The sequence below is a fragment of the Marinomonas transparens genome (genome assembly GCF_016463975.1).
Classification (GTDB): Bacteria; Pseudomonadota; Gammaproteobacteria; order Pseudomonadales; family Marinomonadaceae; genus Marinomonas; species Marinomonas transparens.
Map to the genome: position 1 here is coordinate 449,963 of NZ_JAEMNX010000001.1, position 14,361 is coordinate 464,323.

General features: G+C 42.7%; 7 protein-coding genes. All 7 read left to right on the forward strand.

All coding sequences use genetic code 11. The features are described from left to right. The first annotated feature begins 5 nt into the window (after window positions 1-5). Window positions 6-4,967, forward strand: coding sequence for a DUF6603 domain-containing protein (locus I8J31_RS02055; protein WP_199466520.1), 4,962 nt, complete (start codon window positions 6-8; stop codon window positions 4,965-4,967). A gap of 13 nt (window positions 4,968-4,980) precedes the next feature. Continuing rightward, on the forward strand, window positions 4,981-7,203 hold the full coding sequence (locus tag I8J31_RS02060; RefSeq protein ID WP_199466521.1) for a hypothetical protein: 2,223 nt from the start codon (window positions 4,981-4,983) through the stop codon (window positions 7,201-7,203). Between the two features lie 66 nt (window positions 7,204-7,269). After that, the gene (locus I8J31_RS02065) at window positions 7,270-8,058 is read left to right on the forward strand and encodes a glycoside hydrolase family 25 protein (RefSeq protein ID WP_199466522.1); all 789 of its coding nucleotides are present in this window, start codon (window positions 7,270-7,272) and stop codon (window positions 8,056-8,058) included. Further along, window positions 8,051-9,625: a hypothetical protein gene (locus I8J31_RS02070; RefSeq protein ID WP_199466523.1), complete on the forward strand. Its 1,575-nt coding sequence runs from the start codon at window positions 8,051-8,053 to the stop codon at window positions 9,623-9,625. The genes I8J31_RS02065 and I8J31_RS02070 overlap by 8 nt, the downstream gene beginning before the upstream one ends. A 351-nt stretch (window positions 9,626-9,976) precedes the next feature. Continuing rightward, a complete protein-coding gene (locus I8J31_RS20990; RefSeq protein ID WP_267905877.1) occupies window positions 9,977-10,099 on the forward strand; it encodes a hypothetical protein in 123 nt (40 codons plus the stop codon). Between the two features lie 50 nt (window positions 10,100-10,149). Continuing rightward, entirely contained in the window at window positions 10,150-11,031 is an 882-nt protein-coding gene (locus I8J31_RS02075) for a HEPN domain-containing protein (RefSeq protein ID WP_199466524.1), read from the forward strand. Window positions 11,032-11,106: 75 nt separating this feature from the next. Continuing rightward, window positions 11,107-14,250 carry a DEAD/DEAH box helicase gene (locus I8J31_RS02080; protein WP_199466525.1) on the forward strand — a complete coding sequence of 1,048 codons (3,144 nt, stop codon included), beginning with the start codon at window positions 11,107-11,109 and terminating at the stop codon, window positions 14,248-14,250. Window positions 14,251-14,361: the final 111 nt, after the last annotated feature.

The following is a 14,361-nucleotide window of genomic DNA, read 5'->3' on the forward strand; positions in this document are numbered from 1 at the left end:
AAACCATGACCTCACTCCAAACTATATACCAAGGATTCCCCCAAGCCACTGAACTGACGTTGAGTGAGTTGATGAGTGCCAGTCAATTAAGCAACATTCAGTCTTTATTAAAGGGCAATTCTTTACAATTTAGTGGTGTTCAAAATGCAACGTTCAGCGACAACTTGCTTGCTTTTGAGGCGACTTTTTTTGCTTTTGGCGAAAGCGCTCAGGCCAAGGTGTATGTGTTGGACACAAGTAATGCCACGCAAAAACAAGATGTTTTCATTAGTTTAACCTTTGCTAACTTAAGCCCAGCGACTGTTCTGGATGCTTATACAATCGCTTTGCCAACGGGTAGCACGGCCATTGCGTCACCTATTGATGTTAGTCTCAAAAGCCAAACCTTGCTCTATTCTACCTTAACCGATGTCTCGGCTTATACGACCGAATTACAGGATTTTCTGAGCGCCAGCACGATAGCGGCAAAAGATATAAAAGCCGGCTTCAATTTTGACATATCAGCGACGCCAGTAGGTGTGCTGGACACGGCTTTGGGTTTACTGGGTTATACCAGCGTAGCGCTCGATATGACTGGCTATTTGACTATGGGCTTTCGCCCAACGTTTGAAACGGTATTTGACCTTAACCTCACCACGCCGACATACGATGGTTTGGCGCTTACCCTCAGTACATTGTCCCTCAGTTGGGACCTAACCTTGAAAGAACTATACACCCCACAAATTGGCATAGATGGCACCATCAAAATGGGGGCAACGAGCGCCAGTTATCGCGCTGGCCTCGATCTGGACAATCATCAGCTCTATCTTAATTTTAAGCATTTGCCATCCTTTGGAGACTTGGCGACGGCGTTAGATATACCCGCAATAGAGAGTTTGAGTACACACTGGCCTTCTGACTTTAAAACCGTGGTGAGTGATGTTGAAAAGCTGGAGCTGCAAAAATTAGGGGTATTAATTGATTTACAAGGTAAAAACTGGCTGCAAGCTTGGTTTACCTTAACCACCACTACGGCACTCGAATTGCTTGAAAATAAGGTAAGTATTTTACCTAATATCAAAGTAAAGGCCAGCCACAACACGACGGCCTCACCTGTTACGACCACCCTTACGGCGGACATCGATGGAGTATGGTCTATTGATGTACCAGCCATAGGCAATACCCCAGCCAAAACATCCTACTTTGATACCTCGGTCACTCTGCCTGCGCTTGATTTTTCGGTTGGTTTGGCGGTGGGCAGCTCATTTAGTTTGCAATGTTTTCAGGCTGTTTTTGGTGCCAGTCCCTTCTTTCAAGTCATAGAAGGCATCGACTTACTGACCATGTCGGTACAGGGTAATTTCACCGATAAAAGCTTGTCTGTTCAGGTGGCTTCTACCACTAACTGGAGCATTCACTACGACGGCTTATCGCTTGCTATCAGTAACCTTGGTTTCTCTATGGATTACAGTAGCGGTGCTTTGCAAAACCTTGCCTTATCCGGCAGTGGTGAGATAGAAGGCATTTATTTCTCTGTTAATGCCTCGCATAATGATCAGGGTTGGGCGCTGAAAGGCACCGGTTATATGGCATCTGATTTTAGTTTTAGTCAGTGGATACAATCTTGGCCCGGTGGTGATATACCGTCTACAGAGTTAGCACAACTCACGTCTGTCATTCCGCTATTCAGCATGAAAGGTATTAGTTTTAGCTACGATCAGCCGACAAAGGCATTGCAGATGCAAGCAACGGTGGATTTAGTTGTCAGTGCCACGCTGAGCGCTACCCCATTGGCTTTTAAGCTTTCTGCTGCACGCAGTGAAGACAGTGACAAAAAATTAGCTTGGACACTGAACGGTAATAGCCAGTTTGCCGCCCCCATCTCATTGGTTAGTGTGATGAATTCGGTGATTAATACCTTTGGTATTTCCGATAGCATTCCTGCCAGTATCACAGGTCTTGATTTAAGCATCAGCGCACTCTCTTTTAGTTACAACACAGTGAGTGCTGAATTTGACTTTGGTTTTACTCTTGATAAACCTGCTGCTTTTTCTGGTATTACGGGTAATGACATTAGTACCGATAAGAGCTCACCGCATTCCTTTACGACTTTTCACGTTACCCGTACCAAAACAGAGCAAGACACAAAAACGGTATTGACCATCAAAATAAATGCGGGTTTACAATTAGAAGAGCTATTGGATTTACAAGGTGACCTTCCTACAACGCTGAATCCAACCTTAGACGACATTGACTTTAGTCTCGCGTTAGAGAATTCAAAGGATGGTGATAAGGCTTCTACGTCCACTGATTTTAGCTTTTCCACGACGTTTACAGATAGTGGCCACCAATTTGAATTTTCAGGGGCGTTTAATGAACTAACACAGGGTACAACCAAGACGAAACTATTCGGCGGCAATATTCATTCGCCCAGTGGTGGTACTTTAGATATGGGAGATAGTTTCCCCATCAACTTAGATTTAAAAGATGTATTTATTGCCAAAGTGTCAGTCACTGAAGTTAGTAAAACGGCAGCTACTTTTTCAATATTTGGTTCTGATTTAACCATCGATGCAGACTTTAATTTAAGCACACTTCCTGTGGTGGGTAGCTTTTTAACAGAAGCCAAATTTGCTTTTAATGCTTTGCGTTTTACTTACCTTAAACCCAAGTCCCCCGAAAACACGCCGCCAGGCATTAGCGCCGATGAACTAAAGACGGTCAATACCTTTCTACAAGAAATCAATGTGGCGCCATTGGTTACGGCGCAAAGCAGTGCCAATAACAAGAATGGAGATAAAACCAATTTTCCATCTGGTTACAGTTTACAAGGGTCGTTAATACTGGGCGATAACGCCATGACGATTCCTTTGCACACGTCTTTTGCAACGACTAATAAGGACAAGGCTCCTTCTAAGGGGTCGGGCTCGGATACGCCGCCTTCGCCCAGCACGAGTACTAGCCCATCGACCGCCTCTCCTGTTGGTAAAAAGTTTGGCCCTGTGACGATCGATAGTGTGGGTTTGGGCATGCGAGATGGTGGTATTGGTCTTAAGTTCACCGGAGGGTTAACCATAGGGCCAGTAGAATTTGATCTTATTGGTTTTGAAATCACTACCCCGATTAGCCATTTTGACCCAGACATTACCATTGAAGGCCTTGGTTTAGACATCAAAAAAGGCGCGTTAAGTCTACAAGGATTGATGATGGAAGGGGATATTGATATCCCCGCAATGGACTACAGCACTGGTAAAGTTGTTACTGAGAAAATCAAAGCTTACAGCGGTGCACTGACGGTCGACTACAAACAATACAATCTGGCGGCGTTAGGGTCTTATGCGCAATTGCCTGATGGTTCGCCCACCATGTTTTTGTATGCCTTTTTAGGTGCACCGTTAGGTGGGATACCGGCCTTTTTTGTCACCGGCGTGGCGGCAGGGTTTGGTTACAATCGTACCTTTAACATGCCCGCACCTACCGAGATAAGTAGTTTTCCTCTTATTCAACCGGTTATTGGTTCGCCGCCAGCAGGTAGCTTATCCGATAATTTTGCTGCTATGAATAAAGATTTTTTACCTAAAGAGGGCGCTTTTTGGGGCGCGATAGGGATACGGGTTGAAAGTTTTAAAATGGTGGAAAGTTTTGTCCTGCTTGATGTGCAGTTTGGTGATACGTTAGAAGTAGACCTTCTCGGCATTTCTAATATGACTTTCCCGACGCCAGCGGAAGGTGACGCCACTCATCCGTTAGCCAAAATCATCATCGGCATTGAAGCCAGAATGCGGCCCGAGCAAGGTATATTAACTATAGATGGGGCTTTTCAACCGGGCACCTATATTTTCAACCCCAATGCCCATTTATCGGGTGGTTTTGGTATGTTGAGTATTTTCTCAGACCAAACGTCTGGTACCTATAAGGGCGCAAAAGAAGGGGCGTTTATTTGCAGTATTGGTGGCTATCCTAGCGGTTATCCAATTAAATCTTATTATCCACAACCGCAACGAATCGCGTTGAATTGGCAGATTAATCAAGTTCATTCTATTAAGGGTGAGGGGTATTTTGCCATAGTACCAGAGGCTATGATGGCCGGAGGTAGTTTTGCGAACCTGTATCACATTGGCGGGCCTTTCGACATTAGCGCTTCTTTTATACTGGGTGCCGACTTTATCATTTATTGGAAGCCTTACCATTACAAGGCCGGTGTCTCTCTTGAGATAGATGTGAGAGCCGCTATTAATGTTGACCTATGGTTGGTTTCTATACATCTTGATTTCAACATGGATTTAGGTGCGGATTTGCAAGTGTGGGGGCCTCCTTTTGCTGGTAAAGGCTACTTGACCGTACATGCCGTTGTGACGTTTTCAGTGGATGTCAGTTTTGGCGATGTTAATCCAGCGCCAATCCCCATTGATTGGTCTGAATTCAGCAATAGCTTTTTACCGGAGACGGATAAAATGTTAACAGCGGCGGTAGGCAGTGGTTTGCTTTCAACCGTGGAGCAAACGGTTAGTGGTAAGACGACCAAGATTGATGTTGTTAACCCAAAAGAAGTGAGTCTAGTTTGCCATACGGCGTTCCCTTTAAAATCAGTAGCAACCAGTACTAATGTCGCTATTGGCGGCACCTCGGCGACGGATTTTGGTATCGCCCCTATGGCAAAAACAAGTGACGATGTTAAGTCCACTTTAACGGTTACAGTCACTAAAAATAGCACTTCTGTTGAAACCGATTTTACCTACAAAGTGCTCACTCAGAATTTACCTTCGGCCATGTGGCAAGCGGCTGACAAAGAAGGGAGTTTGCCTAATACCCAAGGTAAAGATCTTATCCCCGATCTTGCTTGTGGCATTGAAATAACACCAAAACCGCAAGCCCCAGAAACGCCTTTTACTATTACCGAACCTGAAGAAGAAGTGATTAGCATGCCGAATGCAGACGTGATATCGGCATTTACCTATGAAGCCTCCAATTTTTCAATGATCGCATGAGAAAGAATTCGTTATGTCAAAAATAACTGTAAGTTTTTACGATGCTCATCGACCTATTTTGGAAGAGGGTACTTATACGGCTGAATTTAGCCAGCAAGTGAGTATTGGTAAGGAAGAAGATGTCACAACGGGAACTGTGGGCCATAAAGTCACAACATTAGAAAGTGAAAACTTTGTACAGGAAGCATCGCTTACCCAGTCGCTCGAATTTCATGTGGCTGGTCCTCGTTTTAATCTTTCGTCTTCACTTGTGCATTCGGTTTTTCCGCCTAAAGGCGGTAAGGGAGATTACCGTGCTGATTTGCCTAAGTTGGTACTAAGCAGAAGTACATTACCGTGGGAACGCTCTCCGTCGTTAACCGGTACTTCAACCAGTTCGGCTTGGCTATTTCTTTTGCTGATTGATGAGTCAGAAATGGCGTCCATACAAGAGCAAAACAATGTGACGCTTGGTGGTGAATCCACTGCGGCAGAGATACAGCAAGCCGGTACAAGCCTAGGAACCGTCAATGTAGGTGGCGATTTGACGTTTCACCCGCATAAATTTAATGCTTTAGCGGTGGATAAAGCGCTAGCAACAAGCTTGTTGCCCGCTAGCTTGGACGAACTAAAATACTTGAGCTACGCCAGAATAAAAGAGGGTGAAGAAGAGCAGGGCGTGTTGATTTGCAACCGTTTACCGAAAGCGGGATCCAACAGTACGGCCTATCTGATTTCTGTTGAAAATAATTATGATAGCTCTGGTGCGTTTGTAGGTGTTTCTATCACTCCACCTAAGGGAAACAGCACTGATATGTTTTTCCCTTATTATGATAAGTGGAGTTTTCATTCCGTTAGTGAGCAGTTGTACGCCATTACAGCGGATCTGGTCAGTAAAATAACCAAGGCGAATCCTTCTATCGTATTACCAGATCTTAGTGGTGTTTATGGTCAGTTATTTACCACGACGGGTGATTTTTTAGCAAATACGATCATCGCTACCATCAGCACAAAAAAACCACCTTCAGGAGGCCAAAGCCCTTTGGCGATTGTGCAGCAGGCGGCCATGTTACCGGGCAGTACCTTTCATGGACTTATGTCTAATCTCATCGGCGGTTTTCAGGCGCTTACCTTGGCACCTACCGCTACCGATATTACTTCGGTAGGCAGCGTAAAATTACCTTTTCAGCAATTGACAAAAAACAGCGAAGGGGACTATTCGCCTAATTTGACCAATGCTTATTACAGAAGCCCATTAGTGGCATCGACCATTGATATGGGAAGCAATATTAAATTCCCAAGCAAGGTGGCGAATGTGACAGCCGCCACAGCGTTTACTTGGACGATTCCCACCCAAGGCACCGATTTAATGTTTAAAGGAGCGGGGGGAACCGACACGAGTTATGCCGCCGCCTTTGAATTAGGTCGTTTAATGGCGATTAACAATACTGTTTTTGCAAAAGACTTTGTGAACTGGAAAGTGCAAACTGCAGCGGCGTTAAGGACTCAAAAAATCGGAGTTGGGAAATCGACCAATCATATTGTTCAAAACACACAACCGCAACCACAGGCGATGCCAGAGTCGGTCAAAGATCAGTTTGTTGCTTGGTCTAAGTTAAGCGACATTCCTTATCAATATTTTGTGCCTGACTCACACCTATTACCAACCGAAAGTCTGCGCTACTTCTATATCGATATTAACTGGGTCAATGCCTTTTTATGTGGTGCTTTTTCCATAGGGTATACGGTAAAAGCGGATCTCACCGTTTATCTAAATGAAGTTTTATTAGCTAACTCAACGCATTATCAGGGTTTTTTACTCAACTCCTTTGCAGTCAGTGGTTGGCCTAATTATGACGTAGATGCGTATTTAATAGGCGAGATTACACAAATGAAGGATAAGAAAAAAACCACAACAAAAGAAGAGTTGAAATTGCCGGAGACTGCTTTGCTCTATCGCAAGAACTTATCCATTGATATCACCATGGCAGTGTACGACCAAAAATTTGATGAACTGAAATTCCATCTTCATCATTCAAAAGTACACAGCGGTTTTTTGTATGAAAATGGCAAGTATGAAAAAATCTTAAATTCAGGTAAAGCAAATCAATCCATCATTACGGCTGAAATTACCTCGAATAGAACCATAAATAACTTGAATACGTTAGCAGGAAAAATAAACGCGACGAGTGTCTCTAAGTTTGCCGCAGGAATGTTGGAAGGCACGCCAGTAGTACGGTTTGGTATTGGAACATAAAATGAGCCAGATACCGCGTTGTGATTGGAACCAGTTGATACATTCTTTTGAGGCTTAAAAGGTGTTATGAAAGAGCAATTTAATAAGTATAAAAAATACCTACCTTTGGCGATTTTAATCGTATTTATATTATTTCGCCCGACATTTAATGGTTCTACATTGCCTGAGACACATAAATCTCTAGCCGAGCAATACGCTCAGCATGTTGGCGCAAACACGAAACCAATACATGGTATCGACGTTTCTTATGATCAAGGTGAGATTGATTGGGCAAAAATCATGCAGACGGATGTGGGTTTTGTTTATTTAAAAGCCACCGATGGCATGACCTATACGGATCCAACATTTCATCAGCACATGGCAATTCTAAGTAAGCAAACAACACTTTTATATGGCGCATACCACTTTTTTGAAGCCGAAGATGACCCAGAAAAACAAGCAGAAAACTTTATTCAGCAAGTATCTGCTTATTCGCCTCACTTATCTCCAATGGTTGATGTTGAAGTCACAAAAGATCAAGACCCAGTAGAAATTAGAAAAAGATTAAAAATATTTTCAGATAAAGTGCAGGCCGCTACTGGCTGTTTACCGATTATTTATTCCTATAGAAGTTTTTGGGATCTCGATATTGGTCCAAATTTTGATCAACATGTATTTTGGCTGGCTGATTATGCCCAAAAAATGGATGCGCCAGCAAAAGTTAAAAAATTAACCTTATGGCAATACAGTGAAAAAGGCCGTGTTAATGGTATATCGGGGCCAGTCGATCTTGATGTGATTATGACCGGTGAAGATGGGTTAACAGCTATCCGCTGCACAAAAAATAAGCATTTACGAGGCGAAGACATTGGCTGAACATGGATTTTTTAAACACATACAGCACTATCTTGATAGCAATAAAACCATTCTTATAAAACTGGTTTTATTGGTAGCGTTTGTTTTATTGCTACATTTTAATCAATTGGCCTTTGTCGCTGAGTGGTTGAATATGGCGTCATTGTACCATCATAACCAAAGCTATCTTAGTAACGTCCGTGTACTGGCGACAACCGATATTCTTAATTTTACAGAATTACTTGCGGCCACAGAAATCGCACGTAGCTCGACAGTTGGTGTTTCTTTTTTTGCTTCTTTTAATGTTGATATTGGCAATATGTTGCACAGTTTTGCCATGCTGTTGGAAAAAGGTGTTGGCGTTCAGATCGTATCGTTAGCGGCGATAGAGATATTGGCCTTACTCGATACGCTTGCCTACTGGGTCAGCCCTTTTTTGTTTAAACTGACCATACTGACTAGCATTTTATATTACCTAACGCATCTGCTTTTGATGCCCAAGAGTATTTCATCAAAAGCCCATTATGTTGGTAAGGTAATGGTGGTGTTGTTTTTGTTGGGTCATATTGCTTTACCCTACAGTATTCACCTTTCCTCCTTGGTTAGCCAAGCACTAACGCAAGAAAAAAGACACAGTATCTCCTCGTCGCTACAACAGACACACGATGAATTAACCTCTACCAAAAAAAGCAGCAGCTTTAAAGACCATGCTGAAAGCAGTTTGCATTACTTAAAGTCAATATCGCGCAAACACGTCACTCATAAAGTGTCTATGGTATCCAAGCACGTCTTTACGAGTATTGCCCTTAATATTTTTGATTTATTGATCATGCCGGGGTTATTACTTTTTTTATTGTATAAGGCCTGCATAAAGATAATTCCGATGAATAAATTATATTCAGAGGTCGAAGGCGTTATACAGACTACCAAGAAAGACCGAATTGAACTGGAAAAAGGCTTCGCGCCAATCAAAAATGTGATGGACCACGAAAAAGCTCGGTTTGACGCGGAAAAAGACCATGTCAAAACGGTAAAAGATCGCCTCGAAGGGGTAAAAAGCGAGCTAGAAGCGAAAAAAGACTTGGTATCCATTGACGGAATGGTGGATGTGGATCATGAAAAAGCTCGTTTTGAAGTAGAAAAAGACCGCCTCGAAGGGGCAAAAAGCGAGCTAGAAACGAAAACAGACTTAGAGCCAATTGACAGTTTAGTGGATCACGAAAAAGCTCGGTTTGAAGCAGAAAAAGATCGTCTCGAAGGGACAAAAAGCGAGCTAGAAACGAAAACAGACTTAGAGCCAATTCACAGTTTAGTGGATCACGAAAAAGCTCGGTTTGAAGCAGAAAAAGATCGTCTCGAAGGGACAAAAAGCGAGCTAGAAACGAAAACAGACTTAGAGCCAATTGACAGTTTAGTGGATCATGAAAAAGCTCGTTTTGAAGCAGAAAAAGACCGCCTCGAAGGGGTAGAAAGCGAGCTAGAAACGAAAACAGGCTTAGAGTCAATTGACAGTTTAGTGGATCACGAAAAGACTTCATTAGGTGAAAAAGCAACATCGTTGACTAAACAAGCCATTATTAAAATATAGCAAACAGAGCGGGAATTAGAATGCTGCTATTAAATAATGTGAAAATTAATTTCTCAGCGTTATAAGCCCTTTGTCTTATTTTTAGTTAACCCTTCCAAGGCTGATGTTTTGAGGGCTCGATGATGGGCGGATCAACAATTAGCAGCTTATCCAATAGGTTGAGATAGTGCCTGACATGGTACAGCGCATAGTGGTGTTAAGGCTCCGACCATCAAAAAGCTCGTAACCGAGCCAATGTTCTTTCGCCAGCTATGGCTGCTTTGGTTAGACGATCTATCGCGATTTCTTGCCTTAACGCAGAACAAAAGCAATGCAGCCATCATGCCCACGTTATTGAAGAGGTGTTGAGCAATGGCTCTTGCGCTCATTCAACGGCTTGATGTGAAACGCACCTTATTAATAGTGAAAGCGGTTTTGAATACCTATTCGAATAAGACAAAGCATGGACATTTTTGTCGCTTCCCGCCAGACTAACCCATTGTTCTTCCTACTTCCGTGAATTCAAAAGGACGCTAAGGGTAAAAATGAAAACCTCATTGGACCATCTTCCCGAGTACAAACAGCAGGAGCTTGCGCAGATCTCTTTGATCCTACGCGATACGCTGGAAGAACACACAGTGGCAAAACAAGGCAGCAAGAAAGACTCGCGCATTCAGAAAATCATCCTCTTTGGCAGCCACGCCAAGGGCGGTTGGGTAAATGATGTGCCGAATGGCTATGTGTCGGATTACGACATTCTGGTGATCGTCAATCAGGCTTATTTACTGGAAGAAGACCTAATGTGGATGCGAGCGGAAGAACGCATAGACCGCAAAGTCAAAAGTGCCCCACTGGGTTTGATCGTCCACACCCTGATCGAAGTGAACGACTGGCTGAAACAGGGCCAGTACTTCTTCAAAGACATACGTGAACAAGGCATTTTACTCTATAACGACAGTAAGAAAGATCTGGTGCTACCGGGGGACTTGACCGCAGACGAACACCGCGAGATCGCCCAGAAGCACTACAATCAATGGTTTAAAAGCGCTTCTACGTTTCTGAAAGGCTTTCACAACTTCTTTAAGGATGGTGACATCGCGGAAGCTGCTTTTATGCTTCATCAAGCTACGGAACGTTTTTTATCCTGCACTCTATTAGTGTGCACCAACTACCTGCCGAAAACCCACAACATAGAAAAACTCAAACACTACTGCGCCAACCAAGACATCGCCTTCGCCGACATCTTCCCCATGGGCAACAAATTCAACCGCCGAAGCTTCCGCCGCCTGCAACGGGCCTACATAGACGCCCGCTATTCCGAACACTACGAAATCACTGAAGAAGAACTTGACTACCTAGCCAAACAAGTCACTGAGCTTAAAGGGCTGGTGGAGAAGGTTTGCTTAGAGAGGTTGGGGAGTAGTTGACGGGGGGCTTTAATTGGTCTTCCTGTTTTAATAGTCTAGATACATTTACATCATTCAAAGGATTATGAGTCACCTATGCAGCAAGTTGGCATTTATGAACAGTTGATCACTCAGCTGATTTCTTCGCGGTTAGATAAACAATCCTTTTATATTGGTGAGCGACAGCTTGAAGCTAGTGAGGCGGGCGTTTGGCTTTCTCGATTTTTGAGTCGTATTTTGGAGTTCGCGGTAAATTCCATTCCATCTGGTGATGATCAGCTGCAAGAACAAATCCACTTTGCTAACCAATTAATGTTGTGGCTTAAGGAGAGACTTCAAGACGATGATTTCATTGATGAAAACCTGCTTGATTGTCGAGGCAGAATTCTTACTGCCTTGTATGAATTAGAAAATCCTATTGCGGCGAATCTGAAGCAATATACCAAAGACATTTTTCCCCTAACCGGATTGGCTCAAAGTGAGCTTTTTTGTGGGAGCAATGCTGGGTTATCTCTTGAATCTGAACTGAAAAGAGAAATTCTCTCCGCCGATAAAATCTACTGGTTGGTGTCCTTTATCAAGTGGACTGGCATTCGCATTTTTAGACGGGAGCTTGAGGAGTTTACTCGAAGTGGCCGAGAGCTCAAAATTATCACAACGTCGTACATGGGAGCAACAGATGCGAAAGCGGTAGAGTTTTTGGCAAGTCTACCCAATACAGAAGTAAAGCTTAGCTACAATACTAAACAAGAACGTTTGCATGCGAAAAGTTATTTATTCCTACGCGATACCTCGTTTCATACGGGTTATATAGGTTCTTCTAATCTGTCGCATTCTGCACTGACAAGTGGTCTTGAGTGGAACTTAAAAATCACGTCTCAAGAAATACCGCATATTATCAATAAGTCTCTTAGTACCTTTGATACTTATTGGCAATCAGACGAATTTGAATTGTTTGATGGGAAAATAGAGAGCCAGCAAAAGCTTCATAAAGCTTTAAAGCTGGCTCGCGTAGTTAGCGATGACCTATCACAACATTATTTTGATATAAAACCCTTCGTACATCAGCAAGAAATCCTTGAGCAATTGTTAGTTGAGCGTAGCGTACATCAACGATGGAGAAACCTTGTTGTTGCTGCGACAGGAACAGGAAAAACACTGATTTCGGCGTTTGATTTTTACCGTTTTTTAAAAGAAAAACCTAATGCTACTTTTTTATTCGTGGCTCACCGTGAAGAAATTTTAAGGCAAGCCTTGTTTGCCTATCGAGGTGTGCTGAGGAATAGCCAGTTTGGTGAATTATGGGTCAATGGTATTACGCCAGATCATTACAAACAGCTTTTTGTGTCAGTGCAAACTCTGAATAATCAGCTCGACAATTTACGCTTAGACACTGCCTATTATGATTATGTTGTGATTGATGAGGTGCATCATATTGCTGCACCGAGCTATCGGGGAATACTTGCCGCTTTTAAACCTAAGATTCTACTTGGGTTAACTGCCACACCAGAACGACATGATGGCTCGGATATTTTGAGAGATTTTTGCGGTGTGATTGCTGCTGAACTTCGCCTTCCTGAAGCGATAAATCATCGTCATTTATGTCCATTTCAATATTTTGCTATTGATGATGACACGGATTTAAGAGTGATTAGCTGGCGCAATGGTCGCTACGATATTGCACAATTAACTAATCTATATACTCATAATCAACAACGTGTTGATCGTATTTATCAGAGCTTGCATGAAATAGTGACCCATGGAAGTCGGATTAGAGCGTTAGCTTTTTGCGTTAGTAAAGAGCATGCGAGCTATATGTGTAAGCAGTTTTTACTTAAAGGTTTATCGTGCGATATTTTAACATCAGACAATAGCCAAGAGCGCCAAGCTAAACAGCAATTGCTGCGTTCTGGTCAGATTAATATTTTATTCGTAGTGGATATATTTAACGAAGGTATCGATATTCCCGAAGTAGATACTTTACTGTTTTTACGACCAACAGAAAGTCTGACGATTTTTCTTCAGCAGTTAGGGCGAGGCTTACGATTATCGGATGGGAAAGAGTGTTGCACTGTCTTGGACTTTGTTGGTAATTCACGGGCAGAGTATGATTTTTCGCATAAATTTCGCTCGTTAATTGGGAAGACGAATCAATCAATTAGTACTGAGATTCAGCAAGACTTCCCTCATGCACCATTAGGTTGTCGTATTGAGTTAACTAAGCGCACGCAAGAGTTGGTGCTACAGAATATTCGTCAAGCTAGTGTGAACCGTTTACGCCTTTTAGGCATGATCCGGCAATTTGAGCAGAACTCTACACTGTCTTTATCCTTGGAAAACTTCCTCAAAATTTATCCTCAAGTTAGTCTTGAAGATATTTATAAGAAAAGTAGTTGGACTGCTTTGGTAAACGAAGCAAATGCACATGAAGTACGGGAACCGGAGAATGTTGAGTTGCAAACGGTATATAAACGAGCAATTGATACACGATTTTTGGTTTGCGATTCGTACCGCTATTTGAGTTTTTTACGAGAGCTATGCCAGAATAAATTTGTGTTAAATGCCAAGTTAGATAAACGAATGGCACTCATGTGTCATTACGATTTTTGGCAGAAAAGCGGTGTTGAAATGGATTTTTCTTCACTGCAAGTAAGCCTCAAGGCGCTTGATGATGAGTCTCTTAGAGCTGAGTTGCTGGATGTGTTAACTATTTTGATAAACCGCATCCATCATCAAGAGTTCCCCATGCTAAATATGAAGGTTAATCCATTAAACTCTCATGCTCGCTACACACGTGAGCAGATATTAGTGGGCTTTGGCGCTTCAACATTTGAAAAGCGTTCTTCTGCTCGGGAAGGTGTTTTAGAAATTAAAGCCGATAACATTGAGATGTTGTTCGTTACACTTAACAAGAGTGAAAAGCAGTTTTCCCCGACGACTATGTATCACGACTATGCTATCAACGAGCATTTATTTCATTGGCAATCTCAGAATAGCGCTAGGCCTGATAAAGGAAAGGGTTTGAGTTACATTGAACAGAATAAAAATGGAAAGCGAATCTTCTTGTTTGTTCGAGAACAAAGCAAAGACGAGAATGGCCGCACGATGGGTTTTGTTAACTTTGGCGAAGTGAAATACGTGTCTCATACTGGTAGCCAGCCAATGAGTATCACATGGCGGCTACAGCAAGCTATGCCAAGCTTTATGTGGAAACAAGCTGCGAAGTTGGCTGTGGGGTAGTTTATCCATCATTTTTTAAGAAACGAAAAATCAGGGCAAGTAGATACCTATAAGAACTTTGAGAAAACTCATGACCACCAAACTAATCCGCAATAGCACCGCTGAGTTTTT

Bases quoted from the DNA above. Each gene is read 5' to 3' on its own strand.
- I8J31_RS02055 (WP_199466520.1), top strand. From the start codon at position 6: ATGACCTCACTCCAAACTATATACCAAGGATTCCCCCAAGCCACTGAA.
- I8J31_RS20990 (WP_267905877.1), top strand. From the start codon at position 9,977: ATGGCTCTTGCGCTCATTCAACGGCTTGATGTGAAACGCACCTTATTA.
- I8J31_RS02065 (WP_199466522.1), top strand. From the start codon at position 7,270: ATGAAAGAGCAATTTAATAAGTATAAAAAATACCTACCTTTGGCGATT.
- I8J31_RS02075 (WP_199466524.1), top strand. From the start codon at position 10,150: ATGAAAACCTCATTGGACCATCTTCCCGAGTACAAACAGCAGGAGCTT.
- I8J31_RS02060 (WP_199466521.1), top strand. From the start codon at position 4,981: ATGTCAAAAATAACTGTAAGTTTTTACGATGCTCATCGACCTATTTTG.
- I8J31_RS02080 (WP_199466525.1), top strand. From the start codon at position 11,107: ATGCAGCAAGTTGGCATTTATGAACAGTTGATCACTCAGCTGATTTCT.